Genomic DNA, 16651 nt, shown 5'->3' on the forward strand with positions numbered 1-16651 from the left:
CCACCGAGCACGTCTGGATTCGAGTTTTTACTATCCCCGCCGTCCGGGTCAACCGATGACGAAGGAAGTCGTCCGAATCCAGGACCGACGTGACCGCTGGCGGTTCGTCTGTCCACGTGGCCACCGAAGCTGGGAACCAACCAACCACCATTTCTGGTGTCAGCAGTGTGCGTCGACGTTCGACGTCGAGGCGACGTTCGACGAACTCCGAGACCAGAAGACGGGCAGGTCCGTCGGCCGTCGGCAGGTCCGACTCGTCACGCCGGTTGGGCCGTACGACGCCGATCTGGATGAAGAGGAGTCCAGGTGAGTACCGTCACCGGACTCAGTGACTTCACCGACAGTTCGCATCGCTTCGACACCGTGCGGTTCGATACCGTGCGGCGTGAACCCGGTCGCCACGTGAGCGAGTGCGCGGATAGCAGTCGCTCACCGTCGCTGTGGCGGGGCGCGAAAATCCGGGGCGTCTCACTCCAAGTGTTCGATACCTTGTTTGGAGACGTTCGCCCGCGTGACGACGTCCGGCATCCACTCCGGGCCGTCGTCCGGTTTCTCTTCCTGCCAGGCCCAGCCGTCGTAGATGTGGACCTTTTGGGTCGTCTTCTCCCGAAGTCGGAGTTCGGCCTTGCCGTCGATCTCCTCCTCGCTCGGAGCCGCGGGGAGCCGTCGTGCCGCCTTCAGTGCCGCTTGCCGGGGCGTGTTGCCGGTGTAGACGTGTTCTGTGTCGCCCGATTCGTCACGGAGGACGAAGTTTCGCTTGCCGTCTTGACGTACCATGGGTAGACCTCGCTTACCGTGACACGGGCATCCGATAAATAACCACCCCACGGAACGGGGGTCGACGGCTCCGCCGGAACTGCAAAGTCGCCGGTCGGCGACGAGAGAGTCATGACCACCCTCCGTGACGTCGGCCGTCGGCTCTTCCGGGCTGGCCGCTTTCTCGTCTTCTCTGGCTACTACGCCGCGGTCGGCTACAACCATCGCTACGAGCTGTACGCACCGGCAAAACGCGTCGGCGACGCACGCTTTCGGAGCTACGAGCTCGTCAACAAACACGGCCGTGACGGTCTCCTCCGAGCACTACTTGCGAACTGCGACTCGGGAGAGACCGTCGTCGACGTCGGTGCGAACACCGGGGTCTACTCGCTGGCGGTCGCAGCAGCGCGGCCGACAGCGCGGGTCGTCGCCTTCGAGCCGAACCCGGCCGTCTGCGAGCAGTTGCGGACGAACGTCCGGCTCAACGACTTCGAGGACCGCGTCGACGTTCGTGCCGAGGGGCTGGGGTCCGAGTCGGGCACCGCGACCTTCTACCGCTCGACCTACGACGAACTCGGCTCGTTCGTCGCCGACAACGCCGCTGGCTGGGAGGCGCGCGTACGGGACACAGTCGAGGTCGACGTCCGTCGTCTCGACGATCTCGTCGCCGACGGCGAGGTCCCGCCACCGGACCATCTGAAGATCGACGTCGAGGGGTTCGGCTACGACGTCGTGACCGGCTCCCTGCAGACGATCCGGAACCACCGGCCCGTCGTCTACTTCGAACCCCACGCCGTCGCCGACCCCACACGCGACGCCGACGCCGTCGGCGACCGACTCCGGTCGGTCGGCTACCGGATTCACGAGCGAGAAAACGGCTGGGTCTGTCGGCCCGAGACGGCGACAGAGACGGACGCCGGGTCCAGTGGCCGGGAGTGACGTGGCGGCCGTCAGTGGAGTTCGAAGTGGACTCGTTCGTGCTCGCTCCCCTGTGTCTTCCGGCCGGTCACGTCGACGGTGCTGATGTCGGCGGTGTCGGCGACGTGCGTCCCGGCACAGGCCGTCCGGTCGTAGGGGTCAGTCTCGTCGCCGATTTCGACGATTCTGATCTCCCGGATGGAGTCGGGCAGGAGGTGGATCCGCGTCCGCTCGGGGTCGAGCGTCGCCTCGGCCTCCTCGCGGTCGAGTTCGTACCACCGGACGGGGAGCGCGTCGTCGACGAGACCGTTCAAGCCCGCCTCGATGTCGGCGAGGTCGTCCTCGGTGAACCGGTCGTAGGCGCAGTCGAGATGTGCGTGGTCGGCGTAGAGTTGGTTGCCCGTGGTCTCGGCGTCGTACTCGTCGAGGAGATACGCCGAGAGGAGATGCTGGGCCGTGTGGTAACGCATATGGGCGAAGCGGCGGTCCAAGTCGAGGTGGCCGGTGACGGTCGACCCTGCCGTCGGCGTCTCGCTTTCGGTCCCGCCATCGACACCGTCGCGAGCAACGGTGTGGTAGATCGTGTCCTTCTTCTGGACGTCGGTGACGGTCCACTCGGTGCCGTCGGCGGCGACGAGCGTGCCCGTGTCGTGGGGTTGGCCGCCGCCGGTCGGATAGAAGCAGGTCCGGTCGAGGACGACTCGGTCGTCGGCGACCCGCTCGACGGTCGCCTCGAAGGTCCTCGCCTCGGTGTCGGCCAGATACAGCGCGTCGGTCATGCCGGAGGTGAGTGCGCCGGTTCACTTACCCCTTCGCTTCGGGCGCGGTCGGAACGCAGATCGGACCGTCGCAGGCGTGTCCTGGCTCGGGGACGTTGCCGAAATCGTCCCGTTCAGACGGCTCAGTTGTGCAGACTGCGATTCGGTCAGAGAACAAAAACCTGTCGTAACGCCTAAGACCGAAACAACCCTCTTGTCCAGTAACTATGACCAAGGAACAGTGCCGTGCGGGGTGGTCCCGTGGGCGTTGAGATCAAGGAGTCCTCCGTCTCCGACGACGAGTTCACGGAGATGAAGCAGTTCGTCTACGACTATCTGGCTGCGAGCGTCGAGAACGAGGACGACGGCGGACGGATGCGGTGGTATCCGTGGCACAGTGCCGAGTACCGCTACAACCACATCCTGAACGTCGTCGACCTCGCGGGCTACATCGCCAAACGCGAGGGCGCGGACATCGACGTCGTCCGCGTGGCGTCGCTGTTTCACGACATCGCCAAGCTCGACGCCGACCAGGAGGTCCACGCTGAAGAGGGTGCCCGCGTCGCCCGCGAGTATCTCTCCTCGCGCGGGGACTACCCCGAGTCGTTCGTCGACCAGGTGTGTCAGTCCATCACCGACCACTCCTATCAGGGACCGCTCGAAGACGTCTCGCTCGAGGCGCGTTGTCTCATCGAAGCCGACATCCTCGACAAGGTGGGAGCCAACGGGACCGCGCTGATGCTCCTCCGGATGGGCTACGAGGCGCGGACCCACATGGACGCCGCCGAGATGGTCGAGCGCGTGCTCGAACGCGGGCAGGACCACTCGACGCGCATCGTCAGCGACACCGCCGAGAGCATCGCCCACCAGCGACTCAAGCGCGTCAAGTGGTTCCGCGAGTGGCTGGAGGAGGAGGTCGCCGAGATGAACCGGTTCGGGAGCGACATCGAGTAACGCCGAGGTCGTCACCCTCTTCGGACGTATTATGCCAGCGTGTCGAGCACGTCGAGCACCCGCTCTTCGGCGTCGCGTCCGGGGTCGTGCTCCGACCCGTCACGGTCGCTCTCGCGGTGTTCTGCGACGGTCTGGGCCATCGCCTCGTCCAGCGGCGTCGACTCCCAACCGAGTCCCGCGAGTTTGTTCGTGTCGAGGACGTGCGGATAGTCCCGGTAGAGGATGAAGTCCTCGGGGGCGAGCCCGCCCGCAGCGAGTTCGCGCTCGCCAGCGTGGACGAGTTCGACCTCGGTATCCATCGCGTCGGCCATGAGGCGGAGCATCTCGTCGAGCGTCACGAGCCGACGGTCGCCGACGTTGTAGACCTCACCCGCCTCGCCCTCCTCGGCGACGACCCGCAACGCGCTCGCGACGTCTTCGACGTAGGCGCGGTGCCAGACGTTCTGCCCGTCGCCGGGGACGAGGATTCTGTCGTGGCTGTCGACTCTGTCCAGCCAGTAGTCCATCCGCTCGGTGTAGTCGTGTGGCCCGTAGACGATACAGGGGCGGACGCTCATCGCGTTGACGCCGTTCTCGGCCGCCGCGAACACCTTGCGGTCGCCCTCGGCCTTCCGGTTGCCGTAGGTCTCACCCGTGTCGTCCTCGGCCTGCTCGGGCGTGCAGGGTCGCATCGGCGTCTCGCCCTCGCGTTTGGGAATCTCCTCGCGGCCGTATGCGTCGCCGCTGGAGATGTAGACGTAGGCGTCGACGTCCGAGAATACCTCGGTCGCGCGCTCGACCTCGGCGGGTTTGTAGGCGACGCAGTCGACGACGACGTCCGGTCGGGCCGCGAGGGAAGCGGTCTGGAGGTCGGTGTCGTCGGTGCGGTCACCCTGGATGTGCTCGACGCGGTCGTCGTCGGCGAAGGGGTTGTCGTGGGTACCGCGGTTGAAGATGGTGACGTCGTAGTCGTGGGCGAGAAACTCCTCGACGGTGTGGCGGCCGATGAAGCGCGTGCCGCCGATGACGAGAGCGTGGCTCATACCGGAGGGACCACGCGCGGTCAAAAAAGTGTGACAGTGTCGGCCCGTGCCGCCGGTTGCTGTGTGGCCGACAGGTCCGGGTCGTCGGCCGCGACCGTCTCGGAGGCGGTATTGGCCTCAGAGATACGCCGAGTCCCACCGCGACGGGCGGCGTTTGTTCCCGCAGTCGTTGCAGAGCACCCGTCCCATCGAGTCCATCGTGACCTCGAATCCCTCGCAGTTGCCACAGAAGTAGCCGTAGCGGTCTCCGCGGTCCTCGTCGACGTAGGCGAGGTAGAACGGGGCCTGCGAGCCACGGTCGCTCTCGTCGAAGGCGACGTAGACGGTCTCGCCGTCGACTTCGTGTGGGTCGAGCGGTGCGGCCACCTCGCCCTCGGTTCCGGGATACTTCGCGAAGACGCGCTCGTCGTAGGCCTCGTCGCCGAGGTCGATGCTCCGGCCGTCGACTTCCTCGTAGCCGTGGTGCTCGTAGAAGTCCGCCCCGGCCTCGTTGAGCGCGAGGACCTTCCCCGTCAGTCGGGTCGCGCCGTGGTCGACGAGCGTCTCCTCCGTCGTCGTCAACAGCCGGGCACCGACGCCACTGCCACGGTGGTCGGGGTGGACGTGGAGCCAACTGATCTCGCCGGTGACGCCGCCCTTGCCGGTGAGATAACACTGGGAGAACGCGACGACCTCGCCGTCGTCTTCGGCGACGAGGTAGACCGCGTCGTCGGCATCGAGTTCATCGGCGAGCTCGTCGCCGTACCACTCGTCGACGGAGTCGTCGATGACTCTCTCGTCGAGACCGTGCCCGTAGGACGCTACGAGTGACTCGTGTGCAACCTCTCGGATGCTGTCAGTGTCGGCCGCCGTCGCCTCACGGATTTCCATACACTGTGTGTGACTCGATGACATAAAAAGCCAACCGCCGTTCGGCGTCCCGCAGACTGACAGCTGCGGTCTGCCGTCGGTCGTTCTCGCTCAGGCGTCCTTCGCCACGCCCGTCACCATCACGGGCCGACCGGCGTTGAGAATCACCGTCTGGGTGACGCTACCGAACAATGCCTTTCCGGCGGGCGACCGCTTGCGGCCACCGACGACGATGAGGTCCGCGTCGATGTCGGCGGCGAGCTCCATGATTGCGTCGGCCGGGTCGCCGCTGGACTCCTCGACGGCATACTCGATGCCGGCCTCGTCGAACAGGTCGCCCGCCTCGCGGACCGACGCGATCTGCGTCGCCGACGCACCGCTCGGGTTGTCGGTGAAACTGTGGATGATCGTCACGTGTTTTTCGGACCCCTCGCCGGGGAGGTCGGCGATCTCCTGTGCGCACTGCCGGGCGTGGGCTTCGTCCTCATCGACACCGAGTACCACGTGATACATACCCACAATTTCCCGGCCTGACCGCTTAGTCTTTTGGGGAGACGGCGTCGGGGTCGTCGACGTACTGCGAGACGTAGACGACGACGAGCAACGGGATTCCGAGGACAGTCGCGATGGTCAGCGCGCCGTAGGCGGCGAAGCCGAGTTGGGTCGCGGGGAACTCGACGAGAAAGAGATACGCCGGCGGTTCCAGGTTGTCGACGAACGTCGCCGTCAGAAAGCCGGCGGTGCCAGCGACGGCGACGAGTCCGGCGTACAGGACGAGCACGAACCGCTGACCACTGAAGCCTCGTTTGGGCACGTCTAGAGCACGGCGGCGGTCGTGATTATCGCTTTCGGAGTCGCCTCATCCGGCGTATCGACGGGTCTTTGTCGGCTCGGTCCCGACTGTCGACTATGTCCGACAAGGACCTCCTCGGCATCGTGCTCACCGGCGTCGCGTTCTTGATGTTCGCGACGGGTCTCATCCTCGCGTTCTGAACGTCGCGTTCTGAGCACGGGCGAACCACCGCCCGACATACCGAGACTTTCTCGCCGAGCGGCGCGGCCGCCTGGACCACGAACGCTGTAGCTACCGGGCTAGCAGACACGGCGAAAACAACGCTCGAAAAACCGCAGTCAGTCGGTCGCTATTCGTCGGATTCGACGTCGGCTTCCTGACCGCCGTCAGTTGCGAGTTCTTCTTCCTCGCCACCGTCGGCGATCTTCGTCTGCAGTTTGCGGTCGAACCAGTCCCACTCGGACGTGTAGAGACCGTCTTCCTTGAGGTTCCACGGGTCGCCGTCTTCGACCTTCGGGCCTTCGAGCCACGAGATGACGAAGTTGTACAGCCAGATGAACCCGCCGAGCATCAGGATGAACGCGCCGAGCGTGGCGATCTGGTGGAGCGTGGCGAACTGCGGCAGGAAGGTCGCGTAGCGACGCGGCATCCCGCCGTAGCCGAGCAGGATCATCGCGAAGAACGTGATGTTCGTCCCGACCATCCAGAGCCAGAAGTGCCACTTGCCGAGTTTCCGCTGGTACATCCGCCCGGTGAAGAGGGGGAACCAGTAGTAGAGCCCGGCGAAGCCGGCGAACGCGATGGCCCCCATGACGATGTAGTGGAAGTGACCCACGACGTAGTAGGTGTCGTGGAGCACGAGGTCGACGGGGATGGAGGCGAGGAAGACGCCCGTGACACCGCCGATGATGAAGTTACTGACGAAGCCGATACAGAAGAGCATCGGCGTTGTCAGCCGGATCCGACCGTTCCACATGGTCGTAATCCAGTTGAAGGTCTTCACCGCAGAGGGGATCGCGATCGCCATCGACACCGCCATGAAGGAGGCGCGGAGGCGTGGGTCGATACCCGTCGCGAACATGTGGTGCGCCCAGACACCGAACGAGAGCACACCGATCGCGAGCGTGGAGTAGACGACGAACTTGAACCCGAACAGCCGCCGGCCGGAGAAGCGCGGCAGCACGTAGCTGACGATACCCATCGGGGGCAACACCAGGATGTAGACTTCGGGGTGGCCGAAGAACCAGAAGAGATGTTGCCAGAGGATGGTGCCGCCGGGTCCGGCGTAGAACGCGGTGCCGAAGTTACGGTCGGCGAGCAGCATGATCATCGCACTGCCCAGAAGCGGGAAGGCGAAGAGGATGAGTCCCGACTGGGTCAGGATGGTCCACGAGAAGATGTCGAGGTTGGCCCAGGTGACTTCCTCGGCGCGCTCGGTGAAGATGGTCGCGATGAAGTTGATCGACCCCATCGTCGCCGAGACACCCGAGAGATGCAGCCCGAGCAGCATCAAGTCGACGCCAGCGTTGGCCTGGTTACCGGAGCCGACACCCGCCGAGAGCGGCGTGTACATCGTCCACGCGGTCTGTGCGGGGATGATGTCGTTGGTCGGAATGAGGAAGCCAGCCCAGATGAGGAGGGCGGCCGGGGGAAGCAGCCAGAAGGCGATGGCGTTGATGCGTGGGAACGCCATGTCGTCCGCGCCGATGATGAGCGGGACGAGATAGTTCGCGAACGCCGCGATGATGGGCGTCCCGAAGAGGAACAGCATCGTGATACCGTGACTCGTCAGAAGCGAGTTGTAGAACGTGTTCGAGATGAGCGTCATGCCGGGGTCGGCGAGTTCCGCCCGCATCAGCATGACCATCGCACCGCCGACGAGGAAGGCGATGACGGCGTAGAGACCGTACAGCATCCCGATGTCCTTGTGGTCGACGGTCGTCAACCAGCGGATCAAGCCGCCGGGTTTCTCGTGTGCGTGACCGCTCTCCTGTCCGTATCCGCCCCCACCGCCGCCCGCCAGCGGCGTGTAAGAGCGCCAGTTCTCCACCCGGGTGAGCCAGGCGGCGACGGCGACGAGGAAGACCCCCATCAACACCGTCAGTGCTAACTGTCCAGTGATCTCCATGGAGGAGGGTGAGGAGTGGAAGGTAAAGAAAGATTCGGGTGACAGCCGCGGGCGGTCGGTCCTCAGTTGCTGCTTTCGGCGGTGAGATCGTCGTCGTCAGTCTCGGACGTCTCGTCCGATTCGGCCGATTCGTCGTCGGCCTCCTCGAGTGCGTCGGCACCGTCGGAGTGAGCTCGCTCCTCGTACTCTTCGAGCGTCTCCGCACCGGGCACCGTCGCCGCCCCGGCGAGATAGACTTCCGAACGCTTCTCGTCCCCCGCGATGGCCTTCCCGGAGAGATACGTCAGGATGGCGAGGCCGACGAACGGGAACAGCATCAGCCCGTACATGATCGGCGTTCCGAGCGTGTCGTAGCCGAAGGGGTCGTAGACGGCGAACAGCGCGATGAACCCGGCGATAATCCCGAGCGGGACGATGTTAACCGTCAAGTCCAGGAGTGTGTCCTTGTCGAAGATTTTGGCGGCCATACCGACGTGTTGCAGACGCCCAAGCAAATAGGTTGTTGGTTCGCGTTGCTGTGTGACGTGGCTGTGCTGGAGTCGTAGAATAAAGCGAGGCAGGCGATGGGAGGTGGAGTCGTCGGTGACGATGCAGCCGCCAGTCGACGGCGGCTCAGAACGGACTCGGGTCGCGGAGGACCGTCCGGCCGACGAGGCTCCCGACGAGGAGGATGACGGCGGCCGCGATGACGGCGTAGCCGCGAGCGAGGAGCTGGATGCCTTCGGCCGTCACGAGGGTGTCGGCGTAGAGGAAGAGTCCTCCGAGTCCGAACAAGAGGACCGAACAGACGACGAGCGCGCGCCACGGTGTCTTGGCGTAGCCAGCTTCCTTGGCCATCCCAGCGGCACTCCCACAGAAGAGGATCAGCCCGCCGACCGACAGCGGTGCGAGGTCGAACAGGATACCGACCTCGGCGATCGGGATGCCGAGGGCGATAAACAGCGGCCACGGGCTCGCCATCCGGTATTGGTCGCTCAATCCGGGGTCTTCGTCCATACCGGTCGTAACGGCTGGAGCCTACAAAGCACTTCGGAAGCGGCCTCAGGGGAGGAAGACACCGTGTCGGGCGAGGTAGTCGTTGACCGCCTTGATTTCGACGGGGCTGCCGATGATCCGGCAGTGCGTGTTCGCCGTGAACACCGTGACGACGAACTCCGATTCGAGTTCGTCACGCATCCCGTCGAGCGCGTCACAAGGGACTACGATCTCCGTGCTTTCACGGAGACGGGAGGGGTCCGGCATACGGTACTCGTCAGCACTCTGTGATGACTTTTAACCGTGTCGAAGTCGCACGATATACATTCTTCCCGCGGACGCACGCGAAGGCGAGGGCGCACGTGGCGCGCCGTGCCCGCGTGCTCGTCACGCGCACGCAAACACAGAAGGAAAGGGTTTTTCGAGGGACGAAGCGGAATTACGGGTAATGGGTCTTGAGGAGGAAATCGAAGAGCTCCAAGAGGAAATCGCCAGTACGCCCTACAACAAGTCGACTGAGGGGCACATCGGCCGGCTGAAGGCGAAACTCGCGGAGAAAAAGGAGAAACTGGAGAACCAGTCCTCCGCCGGTGGGGGGGTCGGGTACGCCGTCGAGAAGACGGGCGACGCGACCATCGCTCTCGTCGGCTTTCCGAGCGTCGGCAAGTCGACGCTCATCAACGCCCTCACCAACGCCGACAGTGAGGTCGGTGAGTACGAGTTCACCACGCTCGACGTCAACCCCGGTATGCTGCAGTACCGCGGGGCCAACATCCAAGTCCTCGACGTCCCCGGTCTCATCGAGGGTGCTGCGGGTGGCCGTGGTGGCGGGAAGGAGGTCCTCTCCGTCGTCCGGACCGCCGACCTGGTGGTCTTCGTCCTCTCCGTCTTCGAGATCGAGAAGTACGAGCGGCTGAGCGAGGAACTCTACTACAACAAGATTCGCCTCGACAAGGAGCCGCCGAGCATCTTCATCAACAAGAAGGGCCGCGGCGGAATCCGCGTCACGAAGACCGACGAGGTCCAACTGGACGAGGACACCATCAAGGGAATCCTGCGGGAACACGGCTACGTCAACGCCGAGGTGACCGTCCGCGGCGACATCACCGTCGACGAACTCATCGACGGCATCATGGACAACCGCATCTATCTCCCCTCCATCGTCACCGCCAACAAGGCGGACCTCATCGACGAGGACTATCTGCCGACCGTCCAGGATGACCTCCGCGACATCGGTCTCGACCCCGAAGAGGTCGTCTTCATCAGTGCCGAGAAGGAGAAGGGACTCGACGCGCTGAAGGACAAGATCTGGGACGCGCTGGGTCTCATCCGCATCTACATGGACAAGCCGGGCCGCGGCGTCGACTACGAGGAGCCGCTCGTGCTCATGGAGGGCGACACCGTCGGCACGGCCTGCAAAAAGCTCGGAAAGAACTTCGAGGAGCGGTTCCGGTTCGCCCGCGTCTCCGGGGAGAGCGCGAAACACGACGACCAACAGGTCGGCAAGGACCACGAACTGGCCGACGAGGACGTCCTCCGCATCGCCATCACCCGGTGAACGGACGTGGCCGTTCCGTCTCACGTCACCGGCGACGAGGCTGTCGGTACGGGTCGCTACCGACGGCTCCTTCTGATTGTCGCGCTCGCTGCCGTCCCGTGGTCGGTCCAGGTCTTCTCGACGGGTGACGTCACCTTTCTGTTCGCGTGGGGGCTGTTCAACACCAACCCGCCGAACGTTACCACCATCTGGGACTTCCTCCTCCGGTTCACGGTGGGACTCCCCGACTACATCCTCGCGTGGCCCCTCGGCGTGGCGTGTTATCTCGTCGCCGTCGCGAGCGCGGCGGTCGGTGCGGTAACCGGTCGCGAGGACGTCCGACTCACGGCCATCGCACTCGCGTTGGCCGGTGTCACCCAACTCCAGCTCGCACGCGGCTTCTCCCTCCAGCCGAACCGCGTCGCGTGGCCGCTCGGAACCGTCGTGCTGTGGGCTGTCGGCGGATATCTGCTGTACCGATACTACGCCGAGTAGCCGTAGCCGACCGCCGCTCGGTTTGTCATCCTTGTCACCCTTCTTTCAGTCGTCTGCCGTCGCGCCCGGCCGGTAGTTCCGGCTAACCTCTTTCCACGTACCCGTCCGGAAGCGGTAGTAGTTGAGCGCGGCGGGGATGGTCGTCTCGGCGAGGAAGGCGACGTAGAGACCCGTGATTCCGATGGCGGGGACGCTCGCGCCGACGAAGGCGAGGGCGATGGAGGTCGTCATCCCGAGGAACTGACTACCGAAGGCCCACCGCGTGTCGCCGCTGGCGTCGAGCGGCCCGGCCGCCCCGCCGGAGACGCCCTGGAAGACGACGGCGACGCAGGCGACGTAGACAAGCGAGACGGCGATAGAGAAGACCTGTGTCGTCGGATCTTCGACGAACAGCGAGACGATGGGGCGAGCGAAGACGGCGACGACGACCGCCGAGACGAGGTAGGTTGCCACGGCGAACCGGATGACCTCGCGGCCGTAGGTCTCCGCGATGTCCTCGTCGCCGGTGCCGAGTGCTTGGCCGACGAGGCTGGAGGAGGCGAGGCCGAAGCCCCAGCCGGGCGTGTTCATGATGCCCCAGATGCGTCGGGCGATGACGAACGCGGCGAGGACGCCCTCCTGCATCCCGCCGAGGATGGCGAGCATCGGGAACTCCGCGACCGTCCAGACGAGGTTTCGGCCCATTACCGGCAGGCCGATCTGGACGAGGTCCCGGAGGTTGTCGGCGTCGACGTAGCTGCCGAACGGGTCGATCTGAACCGGGAACGCGCCGACACCGGGGAGTCCCCCGCGCACGAGCCCGAGCGCGAACGCGCCGGTGACGATGGCGTTCGAGAACACGGTGCCGAGTGCCGCGCCGGTGACGCCCATGTCCAGCCCGAAGATGAGCACTGCGTTGAGACCGATGTTGATGACCGCCCCGCTCGCGCGTAGTACCATTGCGGTGTAGGCGTCGTCGGCACCGACGAGAACGCGGCTGCCGACAAGGTTGAGACCCGCAAAGGGCACTCCGAAGCCGACCACGGCGAGGTAGGTCGCACCGTAGTCGACGACGGCGGCGTTGCCGTTGATGAGCGAGATGAGTTCCGTCGAGTACGTGTAGAAGACAGCGGTGACGGGGAGACCGACGAGGACGACGAGGAGGGCACTGGAGCGCACGGCGAGACCGATTCCCTCGCTCTCGTCCGCGCCGTAGCGTTGCGAGACGAGTGCGATGGTGCCGCCAGCGACGCCGCCACCGATGGAGAAGGCGAGTCCCCAGAAGGGACCGGCGATACCGACGCCGGTGATGGCTGCCGTCCCCGCGGCGATCCCGACCATCGCCACGTCGACGGCGTTCTTCGACATCCGGGCGATACCGGTGACGATGCGGGGCCACGAGAGGTCGGCCGTCCGGACCGCTCGCTCGCGGTCGATCAGCCCGAGTCGGGCCAAGAGGAGACCGATAGAGACGATGAGACGGCGGAAGGGGTTCGGAAGCGAGGACACCGTACACATCCTTCCGGCGGAGCGTATAAACGAACTTCGTCACAGCTCGCGTGAGCGGTGTGCGAACGCGGTGCGGGGCTTCCGCGTTCGGCACGCTTTTCCACGTTCGTGGCGTTGTGCCGCGTATGTCTGGCACGTTCGACCACGTCATGATCCGCGTCGAGGATCTGGAGGAGTCGCTCGACTGGTATACCACACATCTGAACTACGAGGAGAAGGGTCGCTGGGAGGCCGACACCTTCACCAACGTCTACATCGGGCCCGAGGAGCTGCACGACGAGGGTGCGATGCTCGAACTCACGTACAACCACGGCGACAACAGCTACGAGCTGGGCAACGCCTGGGGACACATCGCCGTGCGCGTGCCCGAAGACGAGCTACAGTCCTCCTACGACCAGCTGATGGAGGAGGGCGTCGAGGACTACCGCGACCCCGAGTCCTGTGGCAACCGCTACGCCTTCGTCAAGGACCCCGACGGCCACGAGATCGAGATCGTCAAGCGCGACCAGGGCGCGAAGTGGAGCATCGACCACACGATGATCCGCGTTGAGGATGTCGACGAGGCAATCGGCTTCTGGACCCGCAAGTTCGAGTACGAGCACACGGGCCGCTGGGAGTCCGACACCTTCGCGAACTACTTCATGAAGCCCGAAGGGGCGTCCGAGCACGCGATGGCCATCGAGCTGACGTACAACTACGACGGCCGCACGTACGACCTCGGCGACGCCTGGGGGCATCTGGCCGTCCGCGCCGACGACCTCCACGACTACTGGGAGACGCTGGAGACCCGCGAGACCGAGCAGTACCGCACGCCCGCCGACTGCGACGACCTCTACGCGTTCACCAAGGACCCCGAGGGCCACGAGATCGAGGTCCTCGAACGCGACTGGAGCGACGAGTCGCTGTTCCCGGCGTAGAGCAGCGCGCGACACACCTCATCGGCGTGAGTGCGGCAAAACGTCTCGTTTTTTCAGACTGTCGACGACGAAAGTCGGTCGTGGTCCACACTGACACACGCCCGACAATCTCCCCCGTTACTGCCAGAAAGTACTTAAGCGAGAAATCGGCGAGAGGGCTTCTACCCCCTGAAATCGGCCGTGTGAAACGTTGACGCGATACACTGTTGACCACAAAGCATTTATAACGAGAGGCTTACGTTTGGACTGTACCCCTACCCATGGTGGCAGTAGTGAGTATCCCAGCCCGAGTCCGCCGCGCCGAGGTGGCACGGTGGGCACCGAGGTCCAGGGTGGGAGAAAGATGCCGCCGCCGACAGACTACAACCAAACCATGACATCTGATACTAATCAGAAGATCCGTGGCCTGCTGCTGGCTGCGCTGATGGTCACGTCCGTTTTCGCGGGCTCCATCGCGTTCGCCGGTACTGCAGCTGCGGCCAACAACCTCTCCGACGTGACGTTCAACGGGCAAACCCCGTCTGGACCGGTCAGCGTCGATGAGGGGGCGAGTGCATCGCACACGATTTCATTCCAGGTAGACAACGTTGCTGACGACGGCAACACGGACACCTTCCGCGTCGAGTTCCCTAACGCGTACCAGGGCTCGCTCACGCTGGAGGATGTCTCGGTCGAGAACAGTGACGATAGTTCCACTATCGAAGTCACTGGCACGAGCGTCGTCAACAGCGGCGACACGCTCCAGTTCACTATCAGCCCTGACAGCAACGCTGATACCGTTGACGTCACGGCAACCGTCGACGTGACGGTCGAGCAGCCGAACGTCCAGTCCACGACTGACTACGGCATCAACGCCGAAGTCGTCGACAGTGACGGCCCGACCGCGTCCGCTGAGGACGTCGTCGTGCTGAGAGTCCAGGACACGGACAGCAGTAACGTCGACACCGACAGTGTCTCTGGCCCGTACTACGCTGGCCAGACGCTCCTGTTCACTGACGACAACATGGACACCGGCTCGATCACGTCCGGCGAGTCCATCACGGTCTACACCGAGGACGAAGACAACGCCGATGAGCCCGACCAGCTCGCGCTGGACCTCGAGGCTCAGACTGACGGCGAAGTTCTCATCGACACCGACGGACTCGAGTCCGACGACTACGTTGTCCTCGACAGCGACGACAACCTCGTCGCAAGCTTCTCGCTCGTCGAACAGCGGTTCGACGTCGAGTTCGACGACAGCACCGTCACTGACGAAGGCTCCGACGCACAGACGGAGCTCGACGTCTCCTCGGCGAACCGTGCAGGGGACTTCACGGCTAACGTCTCCGCGGACGGTCTCGACGCAGGCGACCTGCAGAACATCTTCGCAGACTACGACACGTCGACGACCGACGACGACGACATCCTCACGGTCACCCTGAACAAGGACCAGACCGAGACTGTCGACTTCACCGACATCGACCGCGGTGACTACACGTTCAACTTCTCCGTGACCGACACGGACGCAGAAGCTAGCGACGACATCACTGTTGAGCGCCTGAACAAGAACTACCAGTTCGAAGACGGTAGTGTCTCTGTCGCTCGCGGTGGTATCGCTGAAGTCAACATCTCGATGGGCGACGCCTCGACCGGCGCTGTCTCCATCGGTAGTGAAGAAGACGGCTTCGTCTACAACGCGTCCATCGAGGACGACAACGACGACGGCTACGTCAACTTCACGATTAACACGTACGACCAGACGATCTCCTCCGCTGACGACATCGTCGGCGACGGAGACGACTACGCGACGGGTACGATCATCCCGAGCACCGACAGCGAAGACGTTCCGCTTGCAGCAGCGAACTACGACCTCGCAGTCGGTCCCGAGGAATTCTACCGCCACGATACCGACGACAGCTCCGATGACGTCGGTACCCTGGCAGTGACCGACCGTACGACGACGGGCGTCCAGACGTGGACGGCCTCCGAAGACGCTCGCAGCGACATCTCGAACGCTGACGACGTCGCCAGCGCTATCGAGAACGGTACCGTCACGCAGGACGGCACCATCGCACAGGGCGACCACATCATCGTCCAGATCCAGGCATCTGGCCTGGACGGGTACATCGAGGCTGTCTCGACTGAGACCGACTCGTCTGAGGTCTCCGACGCCTTCGAAGGTGCAGACGAGGGTGTCAACGGACACCTCAACCTGACGATCCGTCAGACCAACCCCGAGCCGAACCGTCCGAACAAGATGGTCAACAACCAGACCATCGACTACATCGTCGACGGTGACAACGGTCAGGTCTTCGCGGTCATCGACACGGCCGAGAACGACCAGATCATGCGCGAGAACGGTGACGCCAGCGAATGGGACGACAACGACGAATTCGACGTCTCCTTCGACGTTGTCAGTGCCTCCGAACTCGCAGAGGGTGACGAGGAAGTCACCTCGTCCTTCGAGATGGTGACGCGTGAAGCCACGCTCGACGCCAACGATGACGACATCGTCGAAGTCGAAGCAAGCGAGAACGCTTCGATCTCCGGCACGTCGACCATCGCAGCTGGCAGCGAGATCCAGCTTCGCGTCCAGTCCGTCTCGGGCTCCGACAACCCGTTCGTCGCAACCCAGACGGTCAACGTCTCGGCTGACGGTACCTTCTCCGGTTCGTTCGACTTCTCGGACCGCGCAGTTGGTACGAACTTCACCGTGACGGCAACCGACACCTCGCGTAGCAGCTTCGACGAGGATGTCGAGTACGATGGTACGGTCGTTGAGCAGATCGACGACTCGACCACCACGGAAGAGCCGGACACGACGACGGAAGAGCCGACGACGGAAGAGCCGACGACGGAAGAGCCGACGACGGAAGAGCCGTCCGAGACGACGACGACGACGGACGAGCCTGAGACGACGACCACCACGTCGCCCGGCTTCGGCATCGCCGTCGCCCTCGTCGCACTCGCAGGTGCTGCACTCCTCGCACTCCGCCGCGAGAACTAACCAGCGCTAACTAACCACCGGCTCACGCCGGCCCTTGCAGCAATTTTTCTTTGGGACGCTACACCCGCCAGCGAC

Annotated in this window: 18 protein-coding genes; 7 read left to right on the plus strand and 11 right to left on the minus strand. The window is 64.2% G+C overall.

Translation table 11 applies throughout. The features are described 5' to 3' along the window. Window positions 1-55: 55 nt before the first annotated feature. Window positions 56-310: a hypothetical protein gene (locus BLR57_RS04855; protein WP_089694690.1), complete on the plus strand. Its 255-nt coding sequence runs from the start codon at window positions 56-58 to the stop codon at window positions 308-310. A gap of 158 nt (window positions 311-468) precedes the next feature. On the opposite strand, the gene BLR57_RS04860 is transcribed toward BLR57_RS04855, so the two are convergent. Beyond that, complete coding sequence (locus tag BLR57_RS04860) at window positions 469-777, minus strand: non-histone chromosomal MC1 family protein (RefSeq protein ID WP_089694692.1); 309 nt, start codon at window positions 775-777, stop codon at window positions 469-471. Between the two features lie 111 nt (window positions 778-888). Between BLR57_RS04860 and BLR57_RS04865 the strand changes: the two genes are divergently transcribed. Then, complete coding sequence (locus tag BLR57_RS04865; protein ID WP_089694694.1) at window positions 889-1695, plus strand: FkbM family methyltransferase; 807 nt, start codon at window positions 889-891, stop codon at window positions 1693-1695. An 11-nt stretch (window positions 1696-1706) separates the two neighbouring features. Here BLR57_RS04865 and BLR57_RS04870 read toward each other — a convergent pair whose 3' ends face one another. Next, window positions 1707-2453 (minus strand): alanyl-tRNA editing protein, encoded by a 747-nt coding sequence (locus BLR57_RS04870; protein WP_089694696.1) that lies wholly within the window; start codon window positions 2451-2453, stop codon window positions 1707-1709. 240 nt (window positions 2454-2693) lie between these two features. Between BLR57_RS04870 and BLR57_RS04875 the strand changes: the two genes are divergently transcribed. Beyond that, the gene (locus tag BLR57_RS04875; protein WP_089695537.1) at window positions 2694-3386 is read left to right on the plus strand and encodes an HD domain-containing protein; all 693 of its coding nucleotides are present in this window, start codon (window positions 2694-2696) and stop codon (window positions 3384-3386) included. Between the two features lie 29 nt (window positions 3387-3415). Here BLR57_RS04875 and BLR57_RS04880 read toward each other — a convergent pair whose 3' ends face one another. From BLR57_RS04880 to BLR57_RS04915, 8 genes are all read right to left on the minus strand, one after another. Beyond that, complete coding sequence (locus BLR57_RS04880; protein WP_089694699.1) at window positions 3416-4408, minus strand: NAD-dependent epimerase/dehydratase family protein; 993 nt, start codon at window positions 4406-4408, stop codon at window positions 3416-3418. 117 nt (window positions 4409-4525) lie between these two features. After that, a complete protein-coding gene (locus tag BLR57_RS04885) occupies window positions 4526-5278 on the minus strand; it encodes a GNAT family N-acetyltransferase (RefSeq protein ID WP_089694701.1) in 753 nt (250 codons plus the stop codon). A 90-nt stretch (window positions 5279-5368) separates the two neighbouring features. Beyond that, window positions 5369-5770, minus strand: a complete 402-nt coding sequence (locus tag BLR57_RS04890; protein WP_089694703.1) for a universal stress protein — start codon at window positions 5768-5770, stop codon at window positions 5369-5371. Window positions 5771-5795: 25 nt separating this feature from the next. Continuing rightward, a complete protein-coding gene (locus BLR57_RS04895; RefSeq protein WP_089694705.1) occupies window positions 5796-6071 on the minus strand; it encodes a DUF7520 family protein in 276 nt (91 codons plus the stop codon). A gap of 328 nt (window positions 6072-6399) precedes the next feature. Beyond that, complete coding sequence (locus BLR57_RS04900) at window positions 6400-8142, minus strand: cbb3-type cytochrome c oxidase subunit I (protein ID WP_170830577.1); 1743 nt, start codon at window positions 8140-8142, stop codon at window positions 6400-6402. 98 nt (window positions 8143-8240) lie between these two features. Beyond that, the gene (locus BLR57_RS04905) at window positions 8241-8645 is read right to left on the minus strand and encodes a DUF6684 family protein (protein ID WP_089694709.1); all 405 of its coding nucleotides are present in this window, start codon (window positions 8643-8645) and stop codon (window positions 8241-8243) included. 145 nt (window positions 8646-8790) lie between these two features. Beyond that, entirely contained in the window at window positions 8791-9174 is a 384-nt protein-coding gene (locus BLR57_RS04910) for a DUF7541 family protein (protein ID WP_089694711.1), read from the minus strand. Window positions 9175-9219: 45 nt separating this feature from the next. Further along, window positions 9220-9420, minus strand: coding sequence for a VNG_1110C family protein (locus BLR57_RS04915; RefSeq protein ID WP_089694713.1), 201 nt, complete (start codon window positions 9418-9420; stop codon window positions 9220-9222). 181 nt (window positions 9421-9601) lie between these two features. Here BLR57_RS04915 and BLR57_RS04920 point away from each other — a divergent pair, with 181 nt between their 5' ends. Further along, a complete protein-coding gene (locus BLR57_RS04920) occupies window positions 9602-10711 on the plus strand; it encodes an OBG GTPase family GTP-binding protein (RefSeq protein WP_089694714.1) in 1110 nt (369 codons plus the stop codon). Between the two features lie 6 nt (window positions 10712-10717). Continuing rightward, a complete protein-coding gene (locus BLR57_RS04925; RefSeq protein ID WP_089694716.1) occupies window positions 10718-11185 on the plus strand; it encodes a TIGR04206 family protein in 468 nt (155 codons plus the stop codon). A 45-nt stretch (window positions 11186-11230) separates the two neighbouring features. On the opposite strand, the gene BLR57_RS04930 is transcribed toward BLR57_RS04925, so the two are convergent. Further along, complete coding sequence (locus BLR57_RS04930; RefSeq protein ID WP_089694718.1) at window positions 11231-12673, minus strand: MATE family efflux transporter; 1443 nt, start codon at window positions 12671-12673, stop codon at window positions 11231-11233. 125 nt (window positions 12674-12798) lie between these two features. Between BLR57_RS04930 and BLR57_RS04935 the strand changes: the two genes are divergently transcribed. Beyond that, window positions 12799-13590, plus strand: coding sequence for a VOC family protein (locus tag BLR57_RS04935; RefSeq protein WP_089694719.1), 792 nt, complete (start codon window positions 12799-12801; stop codon window positions 13588-13590). A 373-nt stretch (window positions 13591-13963) separates the two neighbouring features. Continuing rightward, entirely contained in the window at window positions 13964-16576 is a 2613-nt protein-coding gene (locus BLR57_RS04940) for a BGTF surface domain-containing protein (RefSeq protein ID WP_170830558.1), read from the plus strand. Window positions 16577-16651: the final 75 nt, after the last annotated feature.

The sequence above is a fragment of the Halogranum gelatinilyticum genome (assembly GCF_900103715.1).
Classification (GTDB): domain Archaea; phylum Halobacteriota; class Halobacteria; order Halobacteriales; family Haloferacaceae; genus Halogranum; species Halogranum gelatinilyticum.